The sequence below is a fragment of the Micavibrio aeruginosavorus EPB genome (assembly GCF_000348745.1).
GTDB lineage: Bacteria > Pseudomonadota > Alphaproteobacteria > Micavibrionales > Micavibrionaceae > Micavibrio > Micavibrio aeruginosavorus_A.
Window position 1 is genome coordinate 1,776,296 of record NC_020812.1, and the last position, 17,944, is coordinate 1,794,239.

The following is a 17,944-nucleotide window of genomic DNA, read 5'->3' on the forward strand; positions in this document are numbered from 1 at the left end:
TTCAACGATTGTGCAGAGCCAACAGGACATCATCGCATGCTGACCCAGGAAATCATTATCGCCCGTCGTCAGGCCCAACCGCTGGGCGAGGCCGAAATCGGCCAGTTCGTCCGTGGCATCGTCGATGGATCGGTGGGCGAAGGGCAAATTGCTGCCTTTTGCATGGCCACCTGCCTGAACCCAATGGATGTTGCCGAACGTGTCGCCCTGACCCGCGCCATGGCCACATCGGGCATCACGCTGGACTGGTCGGACCAGTCGCTGGACGGGCCGGTGCTGGATAAACATTCGACGGGCGGTGTTGGTGACAAGGTGTCCCTGATGCTGGCCCCGATCGTCGCGGCCTGTGGCGGGTTTGTGCCGATGCTGTCGGGCCGTGGCCTTGGCCATACCGGCGGCACGCTGGACAAGATGGATTCCATACCCGGCTATGTCAGCCAGCCGCCGCTGGATAAAATCCGTAAAGTGGTCAAGGAACAAGGCTGTGCCATCATTGGCGCGACGAAGGACCTGGCCCCGGCTGATCGCACCATGTATGCCGTGCGTGATGTCACCGGCACGGTGGAAAGCCTTGATTTGATCACCGCATCCATCTTGTCGAAAAAAATGGCCGCGGGCCTGAATGGGTTGGTGATGGATGTGAAATTCGGCTCTGGCGCCTTTATGCAGGATTATGATGACGCCCGCGCCTTGGCGGAATCCATTGTTGGCGTTGCCAATAATGGCGGCCTGCCCTGCACCGCATTGATGACCGACATGGACCAGGTTTTGGGCCGCACGGCGGGCAACGCGATTGAAGTGCGCGAAGCGATTGAATTCCTGCGCAATGAAAATGTTGATCAACGCCTGTATGATGTCACCATTGAACTGTCTGCGGAACTTCTGCTGTTGGGTAAACTGGCGGATACGATCGAAGACGCGCGCGCGAAATGTGTTGAAAATTTAAAGAATGGCCGCGCCGCGCATTTCTTTGAACGCATGGTCGCTGCTCTGGGCGGGCCGTCCGATATTATCGATCGGTTCGACAAACACATGAAACTGGCCCCGATTGAACATGCCGTATACCCGGATCAGGGCGGCGTGGTGCAATCCATCAATGTCCGCCAGATTGGCTATGCCGTCATTGAACTGGACGGGGGCCGCCGTCTGGTCACCGATAAAGTCGACCACGGCACCGGCATGGCCGCCATGGCCGCGATTGGTGAACGCGTGGGTCGCGACGCCGCCCCGCTCTGTGTTATTGTCGGTCGGGATGAAACCAAAATCAAACGCGCCGAAGACATCATCAAACGCGCTTACACCATCGTGCCACAGGGTGAAACCACCACACCCGGCCCGATTATTCGTGAACGGATCACACCCTGATATGAACACCACACACCACCATTTCCGCACCAACCTGTCCGCGATTGGTGCGGGGGTTTTGGGCTGGGCGTTTTTCTCGCTGGTCGATACCACGGCCAAATGGCTGTCACAAGATTATGCGGCGGCCCAGATCGTGTTCGTTTCATCCGCCATCGGGGCTGTGATTTGCGGGCTGTGGATCATCGCACGGCATGGCTGGCGCGGGTTTGTACCGGCGCAATGGAAACTTTACACCGCGCGCGGCGTGTTGATGGCGATCAACGCCTATTGCATCATTCTGGCGCTCAAACATATTTCACTGGCGGATTTTTATGGCGTGGTGTTTTTGTCGCCGTTGATCGTCACACTTCTGGCCATGCTGATTTTAAAGGAAAAGGTCGGCATTCATCGCATCACGGCCATTATTGCGGGCTTTATCGGCGTTATCGTTCTGGCCGGTCCACAATTTGCGGATAATAATATCGGGCTGATCATGGCCTTTGCCGCCACCTGCCTGACCAGCGTTGGCGCCATTATCGTGCGCAAAATCGGCCCGGGGGCCCGCGCCATTCACCACGCGTTCTTCCCCTTTATTGCGGGGACGGTTTTATACGCGCCGATGGTGATCTGGGGCGAACCGATGCGCATGCCGGAAACGCCGTTGGACATCACGTTGTTCCTCGCACTGGCACCGCTGTCATTCCTGGGATTTTTATTTTACGCGTCCGCGTTTTCCCGCGTGTCCGAAACCGCGATTGTGGCCCCGTTTCATTATACGCAAATGATCTGGGGTGTCCTTTTGGGTTACGCCCTTTTCGACCAATTACCGACCACCCCGACCATCGCCGGATCGGTGATCATCGCATGCGCAGGGTTATATGTGATATGGCGCGAACATATCCATTATAAACAACACCTTACGTGAAACTTACAAGCATTTTGCAAAGCCGAATGCGCCATTTTTCGCATTTTGCATGCAAAATGCTACCACCGCCCTATCCTCTGGGTCAGGACACTAATCGCCTCATCACAAACGCATATCAGTATATTTGAATGTAAGAAGTTTCTTAATTCAAACACATAGCCGTTCGGTCTTTATATCTGAAGGATAGGGTTCCCTCGCCTAGCACAATCTTTGCAGTACATCCATCAACAAGCCCCCTTACGTCTGATCTGGAGTACTGAAGATGAGTAAAGAAAATAATCATACGCCGCAGAATGCGGACCTCTTCGCCGGCCTGCGCGTCCTGCGTGATATTGGATTGCGCCTGACACCTGAACAACCGACAACCTATATGTGCGATGCTGGCATGGCCGTCAGCGATCTGGACCCTGATACCGTCCGTCGCGTTTATTACGCCATGTTGCAAGCCGCTGCCCGCGCACCGTTGTGCGGGGAAGCCAGCCTGCATTAATATTATTCATTCACCTTAAAATTCTGTCGCGTCTGTACAGAAGGTGCAGGCGCGACAGAATTTTTAACACTCGGCTTAACGCCCTGTGACGGCGTTATTCTCTTTTCCTCGCTGCGCTTGTACACATAGATCCCTAGAACCGATAGCCCCACCATCCAGATGGTGCCCAGCGATTCCATGGATTGCAGGACAATATCCGCCTGCGCCGTTTCAAAGACAATCACATAAGCCAAGGCCAGCATCTGCGCCGCCCATGTCAGCGCCATCAAATACCCGAATGTGGGCCGCATGCGCCGGACATAGGGATCGCTGGAGGCTACTTCGGCCCGAAGAGATTCATTCACCTGCTGATACGCCGCCACGTTTTCCTGCGCCGCGACCTCGGCCATTTTCTCGGCATGGCGATTGGCTTCGGCCATTTGTTCGGGCGTGATCTGCCCCATGCTGAGGGCGTCACTCACCTGCCCCAGCGATTTTGACGCCACCTGTGCCGCCGGATGTTTGATGGTGCCCAGAGCCTCGGACACGATGCTGGCCAGGACGGGCAGTCCCATTTGCAAAATGACGGGTGCGACCATGATATCTATCCCTTACATCACACGATAAAAAATATGGCGGCCAATGACCGCTCCGCCAATGGTTTTTCGCCCCGTGTCCATGGCGGCGTAATGCCCGCGGCATGATAATGGGTGGCCCCGTTCGTCGGATCATCCAGAACCCCGGCCACCGCCCGCCGCGCAATGCGGACCGCCGTGGCAAAATGGATGTCGGATTCCGTTACGCCCATCAATTTGACCCGGTTGGGATCATTGTCGTTCCAGCAACTGAATTGATAGGGTTTCTGACACACGGCAATAATACTGTTCCCCCACCAAAATTTTCCACCATGGGCCTCCGCCACTTTCACACGGTTTATGATCACGGCAGCCACGGCCTGCATACCGGCGCTGCCTTCGCCTCGGGCTTCCCCCCATAGGGTGCGGGCCAGAATATCCACCGCCGTATCTTCATCAATACTGCGCGGTGTTGTTTTTGGTGTTTTACTGTCTTTGGGTTTTAAAAATCGAACCATTTTATCGTTCCTTCCGCGCGTTCAGCGCCTCTGTTTTCAATGCGGTGGCATCCAGTTTCGATTCGATGCGCAATAAATGCCCCACCAGGCGGGATTCAAGCTCTCGCATCTCCGCCACGGATGCGTATGTCTTTGCGACTTCCAGCTTGAATGCCGCCAACCCTTCGCGCATTTGGCTGTGGCGCGTGTCAATCAGATCGCGCAAATGCCGCTCGGCGTTTTCTGACTCATTGCGGATATGCCAGATCAGCCAGAACATTCCGCCCAAAACGGGAATCTGGATAACGGTGACCCACCAATTCATATCGAATGCAAAATGATCCATGCCCTTTAAACCTCAAATTCCGTGCGGGCTTCGTGTGTGATGGCGTCCCCGCGCCATGTCGGCCCACCCGATACAGCGACCAACCGTTGCAGGCGGACCGGTTGCAATGACAACGCCCCCGCCACGGCGTCCAGGCCATCATCCGCCCCGTTATCCCGCGTGGGCGTCCAATCCTGCATCTCGGTTAAAAATGGCGTTTTCCACACATCGCCATGCACGCGCAACAGGCGCGCCGCCATGATGGTTTCAAACGATTCCAGAATGCGGATATTTTTGGGCCGCGTGCTGGAATGTTCAACCACCGCGCACGGCACGCGCCCCTTGGCCAGTTCCCGTCGCAAAATCGCAGGCAGGAAACGACCGATCCCGTTAATTTCAATGGTGACCGCCGGAACATGAAACCGCTTCACGGCATCAACCACGGCGCGGGATTGTGCGGTGGCTTCATCTTCTGTCGCCGCATCGCAATTCATGTACAACACATGGTGTAAATAAAGATTGCCATCCGTATCCGTAAACACGATGGCCAGAACGGACCGATCCCCGCCGCTGCGCCCAAACGCCGGGTCCCAGTACGCCGCGCACGAAACCATGCGGGCCGTGCCGATATGCAATTGCCGCAATTCCGGCGAAAAAACGGCCTCATCCCCATAGCGGACCAGCCGCGCCGGGTCCAAACGCCCTTCGGCAATATTGACGGGCTCCAGCATCATTTGGCTGCGGAAACGGTTTTCACCCGTGCTGGCGCGCATGCGGGCAATATCCTGCACGCTGTACCGTTCCGGCCATGCGCTGTTCCCATCGCGATCCAAAACGGGGATTTTCAAGCGGCGAAATCCGTCCAAAAACGGGCGTACTTCACCAATCTCGCTGCGTGCCTTGTCCGCGTAGATCGTGAACCAGCTATGCGGTGTGCCGACATACAGCATCGTACCGCCGGGGGTCAGGATAAAATCCATCTCCGCCAGACGGTCGCGCAAATTGCGGCGTTTGTCCGCCGTGTCGCATGTATTGGGCACCTCGACATCATCGCAGATGATCACATCGGCCCGGCTGCCCGTGGCGTTGGCGGTAATACCCGCCGCGACCATGGACGGATCGCGCAATTCCATCGCGCGATTAACCGTGAACCGGTCCGCGCCCCATTGGTCCGCGTTTTTCGGTTTCAAATTTTGCGTCAGTGGGTGGCGTTCGATAATTCGGCGTACATTGCGGACCATGCGCCGTGCCAACGACGTTTCCGCCGCCACCACCAAAATCCGCAAATCCGGATTGGTGTACAGCAACCACGCCGCAAACAGGCCCACCAAGGTACTTTTGCCGCACGACCGAAAAGCCATTAATAACAACCGCTTATCACCTGCCCGCCACGCCGATTCCAGCCATGTGGCCATGAACAGATGCACCGATGGCGTGGCCAGCCCCTGGCGCTGGTTCCACAACACAACGAACAGACGAAAGGCCATGGGATTGGTTTTTTGAATCATTCCCCATCCCCCTTTTCATCATCGTCCTCACCAAATTTTTCATGATAATCGGCCAGTTCGCTTTCCGCATTTTTGACCATGGCGGCCAGATCATCATGACCATCATCCGCACTCGGCAAATCCGCCCACCGCGCCAGCTTGATCAACAGGTCGATATGCGCAATCGCGACCTTGCACGCATTATGATATTCCTTGAACGCCTTGATATCCGTCGGCACATTTTCGCCGGAAAACGCGTGATAGGAATTGAGCGCCCGCGCCAGCGCATCGGGTAAAAAAATGGCGACACGCTCGCGCGCATCGCCTGTCATGTCATTCGTCATTTTTCTTACGCTTTCCCTAAGGTCTTAGGTGAATTTTGACACGATATACCATTGCGACCCATTCGACGTGACTGTGATCGCGTTATATTGCCCGGATAAAGGTTGCGTGTATTGATCCGGCCCGGATCCGCCCTGTTCGCTGACCATCACTGCATTGGCGGACCCATCGACCTTTTTAATGGTCACGGTGCGCCCCACCGCCTTGGCCGCGTTTGCGGGGGGCAAACGCGCGGTCAACACCCCGCCATAGCTGGACAACAGATAGACATCCACCGCCATATCAATGTCATACGTCCCCGACCCGTCATAATACCGGGTGTTTCCCGCCATGCGGTTCGACGAAATAATCGACCAGGCCGCGCCATTGGAAATCATTTCCGCGTAATCATACCGACCACCCAGTTGCAATGTCGTGCCATCCGGCCCATTGCCGTCATCTTCGCCGATGGTGACAATGTTGGATGTGTCATCCAGTTTTTTCACCACCATGACCACCCCCGGCGCATCACCCGCATTGGGCAAATCCACACGAATGGCACCGCTGGTCGCGTTGACCAGATGGACGGAATGCGACAAATCCAACTGCGTCGTGCCCGGCGTGTCGATAAATTCCGTATCATGGCGCAATAATGTGGCCTTTAGATCCGTGACACTGGTTTTGCGCAGGCGGTTTTTATCCGGCCACCCGGCATTCACCGCGTCATAATTTCCACCGGATAAATCATAAATCGCCGCCCCATCACTCTGCGCCGATAGATTGATAATGGCGGTTTCTTCCGATCCTGCGTCAATCTGCACGTTTGGCACGCCATTATTCGATTCCGTGAACAGGTTGACCAGCAGGGTCTTGTTGCTGCCCGACCCCATGCGCACACACGCCGCCGCAGTGCCCTTCACATTGGCTTCGCAATCGACAAAGCTGTTATTAAACGACCCGTGCTCAACATAAATCCCGCCCCCGGTAATATCCGCCCCCAGCGAATAGACGCGACAGGATTGGAATCGGTTGGCATTCGGCGTATCCCCCGCGCCTGATAAGGTCAGGTGTATGCCATGTGTGGCCATTTGCGCCACCAGAACACGAGTAAAATTGTTCCAGTAACAGGGTTTATTGGTGTCACTGCCCCCATCCAGTTGCAGACCAATGTCGGACAGCCAGATGGTCACATCCGCCACGGCATTTTGAACGCACGGCCCATCCACACCGATTAAACGTAACCCGATGCTTCCCCCTTCAATCCGCAAATGCTGGATATTGGCATACCCAGCGGGACATTCCACGGCGACAAAGCTATTATTGATGGCCTGCATGACCGATTTTTGTCCCGCGCCGATCAGGCTTTTGCGATTTTTCACCTGAACGGTATTGCTGATCAAATATGTCCCCGACGGCACAAACACATAATCATGTGCCGCCAGCGCGTTTTGAAAGGCCAATGTGTCATCATTCAAACCATCGCCCACCGCACCAAAATCCTTCACCGACACCAGATCGCCCAGCTTGTCTGTGCTGGTCCGTGTTTCTGCCCCCGTGCCCGTTGCGGTAAAATCGGGCGCGGCCATTGATCCGTCCAGCGACACCGCAATCGGGTCACCATCCGCGTTAAACCCCAAAGCCCGATTGGCCCGCTGCGCGCGGGATGGCAACGTGATATCCCCCGGTGTTTCGTGGTCGCCATAGCGCAACATTTGCCCCTGCATCCGGTCCACCTGTTGCAAACCGGCCATCAACATGTCCAGCTCTGTATTGATGGCCCGGGCGGAAAAATCGCCGCCTTCGATAAAATCGGTCAGGCGTTCCAACGGCAGGCGGCGTTCCAGTGTCACAACAACACCACTGGCCGGGGCCGTATCAAACACCACCGTTCCACCATCCGTATTGCCCGCGCCATTGACGGTGAAGCCATAGGCCTGTTCCGCCCCGTTCAGCGACACCACCATGTCTTCGGATGCAAACAGGGGGAAGTCATAGGTGAACGTATCCTGTACGCCGTCACCAAGACTGCGAACAATTGGAGCAATCGCGGGAATTCTAATGTGATCGGAGGGCATAGTTCGTCCTTTCTCAAAAATTTGGCACAAAAAAACCCGCCACAACCGGCGGGTTTTTTAAAATCGTTTTTAATGGCTTAGGCGTTGGTCGCCGGCTTCTGCCCCGGAACAACGGGTTGCGTATTTTCGCACATCACGGTAATGGCAACGTTGCCAAGACCATCATGATCCATATCCAGCGCCTTTGCGGCGGCCAGGGACAGATCAATCACGCGTTTGCCCACATACGGGCCACGGTCATTGATGCGAACAATAACGGTTTCACCATTATTTTTGTTGGTCACTTTGACCATTGTATCCATCGGTAACGTGCGATGGGCGGCGGTCAACTCATTCATGTTGTAAATTTCGCCACTGGACGTTTTACGGCCATGGAACCCAGGACCATACCAGGATGCAACGCCGTTCTGTGCGGTACCAACCTGAATTTCAGGACGGCAGAAGCCAGGGGCGTTTTCGGATTTCTGGGCCAGAACATCACCGGCAGCCAGCATACCCAGCATCAGAAAACAAATCGGCAAAACGATTGCAAAACGTTTTTGTACGCAGATTGTTTTCACAGTTTCTAACAGTCGATAAATCATTACTCCGTGCTCGCTGTTGTTAACGATGGCGGTGTTATAGATGATTTATCTCAAATGCCGCAAGTTAACCCGTCAAAAGCATGGTATTCCAAAGCGTTAGCATGCTTCGAAAAGTGTTAATTTCCGGGCTTTTTTGAATATTAAACCCCTATCCACACCCAAAAGGTTACAACAACATCGTGTCCAGTTTTTGCCGTTCCTGCAGCTGCGTGCGCTGTAAAACGTTGATGCGGTTGCGGTCGGCAATATCCAGATCAATCGCCTGATTGCGCAAGCCATCAAGCTTCTCACGCGTTTGCCGCTCCTGATCACTCTCTTCAAACATACCGAGAAGAACGGCTTCGCCCGATCCATCCACCGCGGACAATCCCGATGAACCGTATTGCACTTTCTGCCGTGCCATGGCGCGTTTCAATGCGGCGCGCCGTGTCGTTTCTGCGCTTTGCGCATCGGCAGAAATTTTTTGCCGCTCCAGCCCGGCCTGCTCTTCGGCTTTTTGCAGGCCTGCATTCTGGGCCTCGATCAACTGGCGCATGGCCAGTTCCTGTTCCCGGCGCAGCGCGTCTTTCTGATCGGAATCGCCCAGCAATGTTTTGGCGGCGTTATAGCCGGAGTAAATTGAACTGATGCTGCCGGCCATGTTGCCGAACTGGCCCAGAACCTTAACGGCGGAGGAAAGCGTTCCCATTAGTCATTCACCTTCATTTCAGTTGTTACAGACAAAAGCGTAAACGGCAAAGCCGCTGATTGCTCAATCCGCCACAGCGGATTGGCCCCGGTTGTATTCCACCCGATGGCCCGAACCGATACATCCCGGCTGACCAGTGGCGGCGGACCATCCGGTGGATCAATATCCCCCACATGACGCAGTGGAATATCGCGCAGGCCCCGCCCCACATCCAATCGCAGGGCAGACGTGTCCTGCACCCGGAAAAGGGCCTCGATCAACCGCACCGCCCGCCCCGCCCCGGCCTCCGCCACGGCGGATGGGGGCAAGGGTTCGACAATATGTGTATAGGGCAAACCGATGACGACGGAACTGGCCGGTTCATCCAATGTGATTTCCCCGTCAATCACCGTGCGCGGGTCATGCAAAATACCATCCGCAACGATGGACACTTCACGCCCATCCAGATGATCCAGCCCCGCCCATGTATCGGTCGGGGTTTCGGATTCGCCGTTCAACGCGGCATCCAGAAACAATTCATCATCAAATTCCTCGATATGGATCGCCTCGCCGCGGTTGACCAACGCGTAAACATTTTCGCCCACCACCGCAACGGACAGGACATGCCCATCGGTTTCGAGCAAAGTCCACGCCGCCACGGCTTCGGCCCGATACACGGTCAGGGTCGCGATTTTCCCATCCGCCCGCACCATGAACAGCAAACGGCGATTGGCATCGAAATCCTGGTCAATCGGGTCGTTAATCAAATGCCGGGACAACAGGGCAAGATCGGTCGCCTGATAGGCCTGTTCGATATCGGTGTAGATAAATTCCCGCACCTCTTTCTTGTTCCGGGCAATGAACAACGTCGCCCCATCTACACTGACCGGCGGCACATGACGATCCGTCAATGATCCAATGCGGGTCTGGCGTTTCAACTGCACATTGGTCGGGGTCAGCGGGTCCCCCGTGACCATCCATTCCGCACCCGATGTAAAAACCTGCAAATGCCGTCCGGAAAACAGGCCGCGAATGGCGTTCACCTGATCCGACAAAATGGCAAATTCAATGGATTCGTCATCCAGACCCGTACCGGTATCAAAATTGAACAAATCCCCGGATTTTGAAAACCACAACCGGTTGGGCAAATCGCGGCTGCCGCCCAGGACCAGACGATCCTGGTGGAATGCCACATTGGCCGGGTAACCGCGCACGGCACTGAACGCCTGTTCCATCCAATCAATGGTCGCGTTGGTGTTTGGTAATGTTTCAATCACGGTTACCGTCACCACGGTGGGGGAGTTAAAGGCGGTAATCTCCACCTCTTTCCCGGCCACGCGCAGGCGTGTGTTTTCATGATCTTCGGTAAACACGCTGGCCGACGCGGTCAGGGTGATGGTTCCGGTGGTGGCCGATGGTGTCAACGTGACCGTGACATCGGCATATTTATAATAAGGCTGGAATTTCACCCCGTCATCGTCAACGAAAAACGCCCAGTCATTCAGGCCAAAGACCCCACCCGCCCCGCGCACCAGCTTCATCGGCGTCAGATCGGGATGGACGATCAGCAACGTATCCGCACTCTGCGTCCAGGCAATATTGGCGATCTGGTCTGCATCCCACGGCGCGGCCAGACTTTGTAAAAATCCGCCATCGGCATAAATGTCCAATTGCCCGTCGCTGAGGCAGAGAAGATAGGTTTGTTCCGTGTTGAATTCAAACGCGATCAAACGCCCGGCCCCTGCCGCAACATCAATATGGCGCAAGCCCGCCCGGCGGGTCACACCCCCCGTGGGTTGGATAAAGACGTTGGTCAAGGACAGCGCTCCGTTATCATAGGCGCGCAAATCCCCGCGCCCCAGCAAGCTGCGTGACACTTCACCGGCGGTGAACGTGGTTTTTACGTTGCGAATACGGCTCATGAATTCCTCACATCGATCAGGCTGAAATCTTCAATGCGGTTGGGGGAGTCCTGTTGTGCGTCAATCTGGCGCGCGCGCTGGAATTCTCCGTCGGCCAGACGGAACATCGCCTCGGCCCGGGACGTATTTTCGGTGACCGGGATGCAAAATTCAGCGCTCAGCCGTGCGATCAGCGCCGCGTCAAAGTACGGTGGAAATTCTTCTTCCTCTGGCCGGAAGATATAGGTCAGCAGGACCGAATCCGAATTGGCCTGTAACCGTCCGCGGGCAATGCGGTAATTCAAACCCCGCCCGCGCCCCGCCGTGCCGGCGGATAAAGCGCGCAGATAATCGGACGGCAAATGGAACGCATGGGCGTAATCCGCCGCCGGCGCGGTCGCATTGGGATTCAACGCCACCTGCCCCGTGGCAAAGCTCCAGCCATAGGCGGAGAGCAGCGCATCGCGCACAGGCCCAAACAAGGCCCCGGCAATATCGGATTCAGCGGTGCCGTCCAGAAACGATGTAATGGGTGCCGCGCCCAGGCGGATCAGCGCCCGGCTGCACAGGGCAATATCGGAAAGAGCCATTTGAAAGCCTGCCTTCAATCATAAAATGTGGAATGGTTAAAAAATCGGGGCCGTACCCCGCCGGATTGAATGACACACAAACAATCCGGCGGGGGGCCCGATACCGATGGGCATGGACGTCGCCCGTCACACGCATGAACCGACCAGAGGAACCAAAATGGTCGATTACCATGCGGATCCGCGCAAGCCCGCCATCACGGCAACCGGCAATACAGCCTTAGCTGTACAGCGCGATCGTCACGGCGCCGCCGCTGTTCCCGGTCACGATATAAAATTTCGTCGCCGGGGTGCCATCGGTATCAAGATTGGCAATGATCAGATCATTCACGCGCATCATGTCCGATGCCGTGTTGAAATAACCACCGCCGGTCACAACGCCAGATGCATCCACGGTGGTGTAGTGCCACAACGTGAAATTATTGGCATAGGCCAGAACGCTTAAGTCGCTTGCTTTGAAAGCCATTGTTTTTGTCCTTCTTCTTTAAGGTTGCACAGACGATTACGGAGTTTCGTCACATTCGATGACAACAACGCCGTTGCCATCGATCAGGGATGCACCCTGGCTCATCATGTTGTTGACGAAATGCGCTGCACGGTCGCCGTGCCACGTAATATCCGTCTGAACATCCGAACCCGACGCATGGCCGATGGCCGTTTTGTGGAACCAGAAGCAGGACCGCACACCCGTGCCATCAATCGGCAGGCCGGAATGCGGAATAAACAACGTACCCAGGAAGCGTTTTGCCTGAATCCCACGGAACGGCAATTCATCCGGGCCGACATAATCGGCGCTGGTGAATTCGTCGGTGGCCAGCAATTCGCTCCATTGCTTGTAACCAACAATGGCATAACGCTCGCCATCATCCGGAACGTCGGCTTCGCCCAGCTGTTCAAAAGCCTCCAGAATTTTGGCAATCGACATGCCTGCACCCGCATCAGCCACCACGTTGGTGCTGGCCGTGGCCAGGGCGTTGATGATCAGCTCGTCCGTTTTGCGGCCCAGGGCATAGGCACCGGCATTGGCGATCACCTGACGTTCGTCGATGTTGGTTTTCAGTTCGTCCAGACGGTCGACCCAGTCACCGGCGTAATAATCCTGCAACGCGGTTTCCACCGTGGAATGGGACAGGTTCATCACCGGAACCATGCCGTGGGTGGATTTGGTCGACGCCACGCCCTTGCCGACTTTTTGGAAGACGGTGCTGGAGCCCTGGACGTTGGAGATGGTGCGCACAGTGTTCCGCAGTTTGGAGCCCATACGCTGGTAGGATTCATGCACTTCGCGTTCGAATTGCTTGATAAAGGCTTGGTCAATGGATGTGGCCATGACATTTCCTCGTTCTGTATGTTGTTGATGAAAAACACGTTGTGAAAACCGGGGGCGGTTGTCGTTCGTCACGGCCACGAAAAGAAAACCCGGCAAAAACACCCTGAAAAGCATGGCAACGGGCGGCGCGAAAACCGCGACCGTTGTCCGTCACCACGAAGTTTCAAAGGGAGATCAAAACCGTCATACCCCGCAACCCCGGCCCCACTCTAAGAGCGAAACCAAACCGCGGACGCAATGAGGGCGTCGACAGGAGTTAATTTAGGATTAAATTCCTAAGTTGTCAATTCTTATTTTTAAAACTGGCAATTTATTTTTTGAAAATTATATAAGGGTGTGAAAGACTGAGGTTGGGCATAAAAAACAAATAATCCTTCCCGCCCGTCTTTTTCTTGCATGCGGCAATAGAGGTCTGATATTAACCGCGTTACGGAAATAACTTCCGTACAAAAGGGCTGCGTTCCTGTGTGTTTTCACGCGCCCGATGGAGAGTTAGAGCATGCTGAATATCCTTCTCGCTGGCCTGCGCGCCAATGGCAGCAATGATGCCGCCGAAACACGCCGCCGCTACCCCCGCCGTCACGTCGACCGTTGTGTCGCCAGCGTGAACGGGAGCATTTTCCCTATCGAAAACTGGAGCTTTGGCGGATTGCAGATCATGGCCGATGAACGCCTGTTCGGAATTGGGCAGAGCGTCGACATGGTGTTGAAATTCAAACTGCGCAATACAATCGTTGATATTGATGTGCGCGGCACCGTCATCCGCAAGACCGCCGATCATGTTGGCGTTGAATTCGAACCGCTGAGCCACACGATCCGCCGCGCGTTCCAACAGGTGATTGACGATCACGTTGCGGCCGAATTCGCCAATTCACAGATTTAATTGGATCACAGAACAATAAAAACCCCTCCGCCGAAACGGAGGGGTTTTTGTTTTACTCAGCGCCACCATAAATGCGCTGGAACCCTTGGGTGACCTGCGCAATCGTGGATGGATCGCGGTCGCGCCAGTATTTCGGGTCACGCATCATGGACCGCAGGGCGTTTTCATCCGGAGCCAGACCGGATGCATCCTTGCCCGCCGGGTGATCCAACGCGGATTCCCCACCCTGCATCATGCGATACAGCGCCATGACGCCTTCAAAGCTGGAGGACAGGTTGGTCAGAACATCCGCTGGCAGGTTCTTGCGGCCATAGGCCAACAACTGGCGCGAAATCTCGGCCCAGCGTTCCGGCCCGCCAAAGGCGGAGATCAAACGGTCAACCTCGCGGTCGGCCTTGAACTCCTCGGCAATCTCCAGAATCATCGGCACCATTTTTTCGGCGGCCAGATCGTAAACCATCTGCACCTGATCCGGGGTGAAACCACGTTCGTGCATACGCTTGTTCAAATCCGCATCCGCCGTAAACAGGCCGTGATCGCAACGGACATTATAGGCATCCGGCGTATCCGGCACGCCCAGCGCACGATGGATACGGCTGCGGTCTTCCCCCTCGCCCGGCAGAGCGACCATGGTGGAGAGTTTTTTCTCCAGCGCCAGATAGGATTGCACCAGCGCCTCCACCCGCACAGAACGCTTTTCGGCATCCCAGAATTTATCGGGCAGGCCCGCCGGACGCGCCGGATCAGTAGCCGAAGCATTCATGGCGCCCGCATTATCCGCGGTCATTTTGGATTCATCTTCCGGGGTCAGTAAATTATCAACACTCATCGTCTTTCTCCTTCTTTCATTAAAAATTTCAGTTATCGACTGGAACGGCCACGATCGACCATCCGCATGACCGAGGCGACCAGCGCCCTCTGCCCCTCGGCATAGCGCAGATGCGTGTCGCTGATATCCGGGCCATGGGCGCGGGCGAAGGTCATCACCTGCAAATGGGCCAGAACCTTTTTCCCGTCATCGCTGGAAAAACAGCGGGCGAACAGGCGGTCAATATCCTGCTGCGTCATCGCCGGGGTGTCATCACCCTTAGAAAACAGATGCGGCGGCACGGGCAGATGCTTCGTCATTGGCAAGAAGTTCATCGTTCAAAATCTCCATATCAAGAGTGGGTTGGGCTTGCGACGCGGGTTGGACATCGTTCAGGATCAAATCAGACGGCACGCCCAGCGCATCGCCCAGGAACCGCGCGGCCTGTGGCAGGTTGACGGCGGCCAGGGCCTCCGGCCCCATGGCCTGAACCGCCTGCAGCCAGCTGAGCGTATTCTGGACGTTGCGTTGTCCCTGCGCCCGGGCCAGCGGTGAGCGGTAATCCAGCGTGACCAGACGGCCATCAATGGCGATATCCGGCACCTCGCCCCGGCGGCGCAGGATGGCGAAGGCCCGCATGATCAGCGGCGTCATCAATTCTGTCTGCAACCGGCCATAGGTCGCACCGAGCAACAGCGCCATTTCCCCCGATCGTTCCAAAACTTCCGTCGCGGTCATGCGGCGATCGGAAATCTGTCCCAACCGATCGGTCAGCAGGGCGTGGCGAATGCGCGCGCGCAAATCATCCAGAACCAGCTGCGAAATATCGAACCGCCCCGGCATTTCCAGCGGCTTCAGCCCCTGCGACCCGACCGCCTTTGGAATAATCACACCGGGTTTCAGTTCGATGTTGGCGGGGTTGAGAACGCCGTCATCATCCGCCTGCCAGATCCCGGTTACGGCGATGGAGGCGTTTTTCAAAATCAGCTCCACCACCTTGTTCGCAGTCTTAATATCGGGCAGCGATTTCATCACCGGTGACCGGCCATAAATTTCCCCCGGTGATTTCAGCCAGCGGAAGGCAATCATCGGCGTATCGGCCATGCGTGATTGTTTCAACACTGTGGCATTACTGCCCGCGCTTTGTAATGTGGCCTGCAACACATATCCGCCACGCCCATCGGGCAGGATGGATTCCAGAACCGGGAACCGGGCCTGGGCATCGCGCTCACCGCTGCGGATCACATCGGCGGGCAAATCCGCCAGCGGATAGCGTTCGCGCAATTGCGCCAACGTCATGTTCACTTCGCGGTACAGGCCGTTCAGGTACCCATCGGCCCCCTCCTCCAGCACCAGTTGATGCAAAGGCACCGCCGTAAAACGGAAGGCGGAGAACGATCCCGGCGGCGCTTCCTCAACGAACAAACACGCCGTTCCACCGACGATCAAATCGAGGAAGCATTGATGGATTTCAACGATGAAGTTGGACCGATCCAGATGCGCCTGAATCGTGCGCGCCGCCTTTTCCAGCGCCGGGGCCAGACGTTCGGCATCACTCGCGCTGAGATCCGGCCCGGGTTTCAAACCGAACCATTGCGTCCAGGGCGGGGTCAGGTTACCCAGCAGGCTGGCCGCCAGTTGTTCGACACAATCCAGCGCCGTGGCGTCATACAGACGATCCATGCGCGTATCGCCGGGGCGAATGCCGCCACCAAACCCCTGACGTTGCGGCAAAGCGTAATCATACGCATCCTGCCACAACGATTCCCACTGGGACCGGCGCGATTTTGCCGCGTTAAACCGTTGCATCAACGCATCCCGCGCCGTTGCATCCATCACCGTAGTCGGTTTCGCGGTATCCAGAACAAAATTTGATACCATGATCATTCCCCCAGCAAGGTTTTGCGTTGCGGGGTGTCCCCTTGGGACAATAGCCCACGGAACCCCGTGGTAATCGTGCTGAGCCGTCCGCGCCCGCGCTCCAGCAGGCTGGCCGCACGTTGGGCGGACCGTGTTTCATCATCGGTCGGCGTGGTCGTTCCGGTATCCGTCCCCGTTCCCGTAGATGGTGTGGTGGTCGGGGTCGGCGTATAGACCGGGACATATTGGACAGACGGCGTCTTCGGACGCGAAGCAAAGCTTCCCATCGTGTTCTCCTTCGATAACAATGTTGGTTTAAAAAATCAGGCGGCCGCGATATGGCGATACAATTGCCACGGCGTCATGATCCATCGATCATGCAGGCCGAGAATACGCTTCACCGCCTCGACACAGGTGAACGGCATCGGCGGCGCACAACGGCGCGGCGCTTGCCGTACCGTGGTCGGCACCACGCGTTGCCCCCGCCCCGCCAGCCATGCCGGCAAATCGAAATCGGCCGGAACGTGATGCACGGTGATTTCCGTTTTATTGGCCAGCGGATCACACGACAGCCAATGCCGCCCGTCATTCAGCAGAACGAAACAATGACGGAACCCCGGACGCAGGAAGCGCAGCCACGGCAAATCCGTTTCCCCGGTGAACACCACCCACGCGTTTTGGCGGTTGGACGACGAATTGGAAAATTTGGACATCATGCTCATTCTGCGGCCTCCTGTAATACATGCATGGGAACGACAACGGACCCGCCCCAAAACCGCACCATGTCGGCGCGCGGGCTTAAAATTCCCTTGTCGATAAACGGTTGTTCCATCACCGCCATGGCTTCGGTCCACAGGCGGTGGGCGCGCTGTTCCTGGGCGCGGCGCGGATCGGGCGGCAACATGCGCAGCCCGTAATGACGCAGGACCAGCATGTGATCCATGCTCAAATCCCGATTGCGGTGCAGGCGGTCCAGAACGCGCAGGACGTCAATCGGCTCGCACGGGCGGGCCACCAGCCCGGCCCCCTGCAGGGATTTGGCGCCATCAATGCGCGCCTGTTGCGCCTGTATGAACCAGAACCAGAGCGCGTCCATCGAATCGAAGGCCTGCGCCGCTGCAATCGTGACGGGGGTCGGGATATATCGGTCTCTCGCCATGCCTTTACTCCACACAAAGGTTCGTATAATGTTCTCAAAGAACACACGGCCCCACACCGCTTTGTTCTCATTTTGTTCTTTATGACGGAGAAGTTTCGCCCTGTCAAGCCCAAAATAGGAAAATGTTCCTTTCTTTTTTGGTTTACG

The 17,944-nt window shown here is 56.3% G+C and carries 22 protein-coding genes; 4 read left to right on the forward strand and 18 right to left on the reverse strand.

Features of this window, described 5'->3' with window-relative positions; all coding sequences use genetic code 11:
• Positions 1-36 precede the first annotated feature (36 nt).
• The 3 genes from deoA to A11S_RS08365 all read left to right on the forward strand — a co-directional run bounded on the left by deoA (position 37) and on the right by A11S_RS08365 (position 2,759).
• Positions 37-1,365, forward strand: a complete 1,329-nt coding sequence (gene deoA / locus A11S_RS08355) for a thymidine phosphorylase (protein WP_015468074.1) — start codon at positions 37-39, stop codon at positions 1,363-1,365.
• Between the two features lies 1 nt (position 1,366).
• On the forward strand, positions 1,367-2,269 hold the full coding sequence (locus A11S_RS08360; RefSeq protein ID WP_015468075.1) for a DMT family transporter: 903 nt from the start codon (positions 1,367-1,369) through the stop codon (positions 2,267-2,269).
• A gap of 262 nt (positions 2,270-2,531) precedes the next feature.
• Complete coding sequence (locus A11S_RS08365) at positions 2,532-2,759, forward strand: hypothetical protein (protein WP_015468076.1); 228 nt, start codon at positions 2,532-2,534, stop codon at positions 2,757-2,759.
• A 2-nt stretch (positions 2,760-2,761) separates the two neighbouring features.
• Here the strand turns inward: A11S_RS08365 and A11S_RS08370 are convergent, their stop codons facing one another.
• From A11S_RS08370 to A11S_RS08425, 12 genes are all read right to left on the reverse strand, one after another.
• On the reverse strand, positions 2,762-3,337 hold the full coding sequence (locus tag A11S_RS08370; RefSeq protein WP_015468077.1) for a 3TM-type holin: 576 nt from the start codon (positions 3,335-3,337) through the stop codon (positions 2,762-2,764).
• Between the two features lie 17 nt (positions 3,338-3,354).
• Positions 3,355-3,831: a cell wall hydrolase gene (locus A11S_RS08375; RefSeq protein WP_015468078.1), complete on the reverse strand. Its 477-nt coding sequence runs from the start codon at positions 3,829-3,831 to the stop codon at positions 3,355-3,357.
• Position 3,832: 1 nt separating this feature from the next.
• A complete protein-coding gene (locus tag A11S_RS08380; RefSeq protein ID WP_015468079.1) occupies positions 3,833-4,156 on the reverse strand; it encodes a hypothetical protein in 324 nt (107 codons plus the stop codon).
• A gap of 5 nt (positions 4,157-4,161) precedes the next feature.
• The gene (terL, locus tag A11S_RS08385) at positions 4,162-5,643 is read right to left on the reverse strand and encodes a phage terminase large subunit (RefSeq protein ID WP_015468080.1); all 1,482 of its coding nucleotides are present in this window, start codon (positions 5,641-5,643) and stop codon (positions 4,162-4,164) included.
• Positions 5,640-5,966, reverse strand: a complete 327-nt coding sequence (locus A11S_RS08390; RefSeq protein ID WP_015468081.1) for a hypothetical protein — start codon at positions 5,964-5,966, stop codon at positions 5,640-5,642. Before A11S_RS08390 ends, terL begins: the two co-directional genes overlap by 4 nt.
• Before the next feature lie 24 nt (positions 5,967-5,990).
• Positions 5,991-8,018 carry a glycosyl hydrolase family 28-related protein gene (locus tag A11S_RS08395; RefSeq protein ID WP_015468082.1) on the reverse strand — a complete coding sequence of 676 codons (2,028 nt, stop codon included), beginning with the start codon at positions 8,016-8,018 and terminating at the stop codon, positions 5,991-5,993.
• A gap of 77 nt (positions 8,019-8,095) precedes the next feature.
• Positions 8,096-8,521, reverse strand: coding sequence for a septal ring lytic transglycosylase RlpA family protein (locus A11S_RS12080; protein WP_321162783.1), 426 nt, complete (start codon positions 8,519-8,521; stop codon positions 8,096-8,098).
• Between the two features lie 247 nt (positions 8,522-8,768).
• Positions 8,769-9,290 carry a hypothetical protein gene (locus tag A11S_RS08405; protein ID WP_015468084.1) on the reverse strand — a complete coding sequence of 174 codons (522 nt, stop codon included), beginning with the start codon at positions 9,288-9,290 and terminating at the stop codon, positions 8,769-8,771.
• Positions 9,290-11,191: a hypothetical protein gene (locus tag A11S_RS08410; RefSeq protein ID WP_015468085.1), complete on the reverse strand. Its 1,902-nt coding sequence runs from the start codon at positions 11,189-11,191 to the stop codon at positions 9,290-9,292. The genes A11S_RS08405 and A11S_RS08410 overlap by 1 nt, the downstream gene beginning before the upstream one ends.
• A complete protein-coding gene (locus A11S_RS08415) occupies positions 11,188-11,760 on the reverse strand; it encodes a hypothetical protein (protein ID WP_015468086.1) in 573 nt (190 codons plus the stop codon). Before A11S_RS08415 ends, A11S_RS08410 begins: the two co-directional genes overlap by 4 nt.
• A gap of 217 nt (positions 11,761-11,977) precedes the next feature.
• Entirely contained in the window at positions 11,978-12,223 is a 246-nt protein-coding gene (locus A11S_RS08420) for a hypothetical protein (RefSeq protein ID WP_015468087.1), read from the reverse strand.
• Positions 12,224-12,259: 36 nt separating this feature from the next.
• Positions 12,260-13,087 carry a phage capsid protein gene (locus A11S_RS08425; protein ID WP_015468088.1) on the reverse strand — a complete coding sequence of 276 codons (828 nt, stop codon included), beginning with the start codon at positions 13,085-13,087 and terminating at the stop codon, positions 12,260-12,262.
• A gap of 499 nt (positions 13,088-13,586) precedes the next feature.
• Here A11S_RS08425 and A11S_RS08430 point away from each other — a divergent pair, with 499 nt between their 5' ends.
• On the forward strand, positions 13,587-13,970 hold the full coding sequence (locus tag A11S_RS08430; protein ID WP_015468090.1) for a PilZ domain-containing protein: 384 nt from the start codon (positions 13,587-13,589) through the stop codon (positions 13,968-13,970).
• A gap of 52 nt (positions 13,971-14,022) precedes the next feature.
• Here the strand turns inward: A11S_RS08430 and A11S_RS08435 are convergent, their stop codons facing one another.
• The 6 genes from A11S_RS08435 to A11S_RS08460 are packed head-to-tail and all read right to left on the reverse strand — an operon-like array spanning position 14,023 to position 17,797.
• Complete coding sequence (locus tag A11S_RS08435) at positions 14,023-14,799, reverse strand: capsid assembly protein (RefSeq protein WP_015468091.1); 777 nt, start codon at positions 14,797-14,799, stop codon at positions 14,023-14,025.
• Positions 14,800-14,831: 32 nt separating this feature from the next.
• A complete protein-coding gene (locus tag A11S_RS08440; RefSeq protein WP_158497195.1) occupies positions 14,832-15,098 on the reverse strand; it encodes a Bbp19 family protein in 267 nt (88 codons plus the stop codon).
• The gene (locus A11S_RS08445) at positions 15,058-16,665 is read right to left on the reverse strand and encodes a portal protein (protein WP_015468093.1); all 1,608 of its coding nucleotides are present in this window, start codon (positions 16,663-16,665) and stop codon (positions 15,058-15,060) included. Before A11S_RS08445 ends, A11S_RS08440 begins: the two co-directional genes overlap by 41 nt.
• Positions 16,662-16,925 carry a hypothetical protein gene (locus tag A11S_RS08450; RefSeq protein WP_015468094.1) on the reverse strand — a complete coding sequence of 88 codons (264 nt, stop codon included), beginning with the start codon at positions 16,923-16,925 and terminating at the stop codon, positions 16,662-16,664. The genes A11S_RS08445 and A11S_RS08450 overlap by 4 nt, the downstream gene beginning before the upstream one ends.
• Before the next feature lie 36 nt (positions 16,926-16,961).
• Positions 16,962-17,360: a hypothetical protein gene (locus tag A11S_RS08455; protein WP_015468095.1), complete on the reverse strand. Its 399-nt coding sequence runs from the start codon at positions 17,358-17,360 to the stop codon at positions 16,962-16,964.
• Positions 17,357-17,797, reverse strand: a complete 441-nt coding sequence (locus A11S_RS08460) for a hypothetical protein (RefSeq protein ID WP_235067665.1) — start codon at positions 17,795-17,797, stop codon at positions 17,357-17,359. Before A11S_RS08460 ends, A11S_RS08455 begins: the two co-directional genes overlap by 4 nt.
• Positions 17,798-17,944 lie beyond the last annotated feature (147 nt).

Coding starts and splice junctions, on each gene's coding strand:
- A11S_RS08450 (WP_015468094.1), bottom strand. CDS start 16,925: ATGGGAAGCTTTGCTTCGCGTCCGAAGACGCCGTCTGTCCAATATGTC.
- A11S_RS08435 (WP_015468091.1), bottom strand. CDS start 14,799: ATGAGTGTTGATAATTTACTGACCCCGGAAGATGAATCCAAAATGACC.
- A11S_RS08370 (WP_015468077.1), bottom strand. CDS start 3,337: ATGGTCGCACCCGTCATTTTGCAAATGGGACTGCCCGTCCTGGCCAGC.
- A11S_RS08460 (WP_235067665.1), bottom strand. CDS start 17,797: ATGGCGAGAGACCGATATATCCCGACCCCCGTCACGATTGCAGCGGCG.
- A11S_RS08420 (WP_015468087.1), bottom strand. CDS start 12,223: ATGGCTTTCAAAGCAAGCGACTTAAGCGTTCTGGCCTATGCCAATAAT.
- A11S_RS08445 (WP_015468093.1), bottom strand. CDS start 16,665: ATGATCATGGTATCAAATTTTGTTCTGGATACCGCGAAACCGACTACG.
- A11S_RS08455 (WP_015468095.1), bottom strand. CDS start 17,360: ATGAGCATGATGTCCAAATTTTCCAATTCGTCGTCCAACCGCCAAAAC.
- A11S_RS08440 (WP_158497195.1), bottom strand. CDS start 15,098: ATGACGAAGCATCTGCCCGTGCCGCCGCATCTGTTTTCTAAGGGTGAT.
- A11S_RS08365 (WP_015468076.1), top strand. CDS start 2,532: ATGAGTAAAGAAAATAATCATACGCCGCAGAATGCGGACCTCTTCGCC.
- A11S_RS08425 (WP_015468088.1), bottom strand. CDS start 13,087: ATGGCCACATCCATTGACCAAGCCTTTATCAAGCAATTCGAACGCGAA.
- A11S_RS08430 (WP_015468090.1), top strand. CDS start 13,587: ATGCTGAATATCCTTCTCGCTGGCCTGCGCGCCAATGGCAGCAATGAT.
- A11S_RS08360 (WP_015468075.1), top strand. CDS start 1,367: ATGAACACCACACACCACCATTTCCGCACCAACCTGTCCGCGATTGGT.
- A11S_RS08415 (WP_015468086.1), bottom strand. CDS start 11,760: ATGGCTCTTTCCGATATTGCCCTGTGCAGCCGGGCGCTGATCCGCCTG.
- A11S_RS12080 (WP_321162783.1), bottom strand. CDS start 8,521: ATGCTGGGTATGCTGGCTGCCGGTGATGTTCTGGCCCAGAAATCCGAA.
- A11S_RS08410 (WP_015468085.1), bottom strand. CDS start 11,191: ATGAGCCGTATTCGCAACGTAAAAACCACGTTCACCGCCGGTGAAGTG.
- A11S_RS08405 (WP_015468084.1), bottom strand. CDS start 9,290: ATGGGAACGCTTTCCTCCGCCGTTAAGGTTCTGGGCCAGTTCGGCAAC.
- A11S_RS08395 (WP_015468082.1), bottom strand. CDS start 8,018: ATGCCCTCCGATCACATTAGAATTCCCGCGATTGCTCCAATTGTTCGC.
- A11S_RS08390 (WP_015468081.1), bottom strand. CDS start 5,966: ATGACGAATGACATGACAGGCGATGCGCGCGAGCGTGTCGCCATTTTT.
- A11S_RS08375 (WP_015468078.1), bottom strand. CDS start 3,831: ATGGTTCGATTTTTAAAACCCAAAGACAGTAAAACACCAAAAACAACA.
- terL (WP_015468080.1), bottom strand. CDS start 5,643: ATGATTCAAAAAACCAATCCCATGGCCTTTCGTCTGTTCGTTGTGTTG.
- deoA (WP_015468074.1), top strand. CDS start 37: ATGCTGACCCAGGAAATCATTATCGCCCGTCGTCAGGCCCAACCGCTG.
- A11S_RS08380 (WP_015468079.1), bottom strand. CDS start 4,156: ATGGATCATTTTGCATTCGATATGAATTGGTGGGTCACCGTTATCCAG.